We start from the raw sequence: 723 nt of genomic DNA on the forward strand, positions 1-723 counted from the left end.
GGGCGGGCCGTCCAGGTAGGCGGGCAGCAGGTTGGGGTGGCCGGGGTTGAGCTCCCACAGGACGGCGAGCAGGGCCTTGTTGGACAGCAGCATCTTCCAGGCCGGTACGATCCACAGCGTGCTGCCGGTGGAGCCGCCGAGGTCGATCCCGCCGAGCAGGGCCGGGGCGAACTCCTCCTCGGTCAGCCACTCCCACGGGTAGAGCTTGAAGACCGAACGGATGAACCGCTGGTCGAGGTCGACGAACCGGCCGGTCAGCCCGTCCAGGCCGATGTCCTCCACGGCGATCGACACCGTCTCCAGGCCGGCCTGCTCGGCGGTCTCCTGGAGGTAGAGGGTGGTCATCCAGTCCTCGCCCTCGCTGTCGCCACGCGAGTGCGCGAAGTGCACCGGGCCGGGCGGCAGCAGGTGCTTCTGCCGCTGCCAGGAGGCGACCAGGCGCTCGTGCAGCGAGTTCCACTGGTCGGCGCCGGGGAAGCGCTCCTCCATCCAGAACCACTGCGGGCCGGCCGCCTCGATCAGCGAGGTCGGGGTGTCCGCGTTGTACTCGAACAGCTTGGCCGGGCCGACGCCGTCGTACGCCAGGTCGAACCGCCCGTACACCGACGGCTGTTCGTCGCGGCGCCGCCAGGACTCGGCGATCACCGCGGTGAGCCGAGGGTCCGTCAGACCGTAGTCGACGTACCGCTCCGTCCGCACCACGTGCTCGACCGCCGTCAGGGA

General features: G+C 70.5%; 1 protein-coding gene. It reads right to left on the bottom strand.

All coding sequences use genetic code 11. The features are described from left to right. Positions 1 to 723: glutathionylspermidine synthase family protein (locus tag ABD323_RS42805; RefSeq protein WP_344447444.1), on the bottom strand; the 723-nt coding region annotated here is incomplete at both ends.

This window comes from Kitasatospora nipponensis (assembly GCF_039528135.1).
Lineage (GTDB): Bacteria > Actinomycetota > Actinomycetes > Streptomycetales > Streptomycetaceae > Kitasatospora > Kitasatospora nipponensis.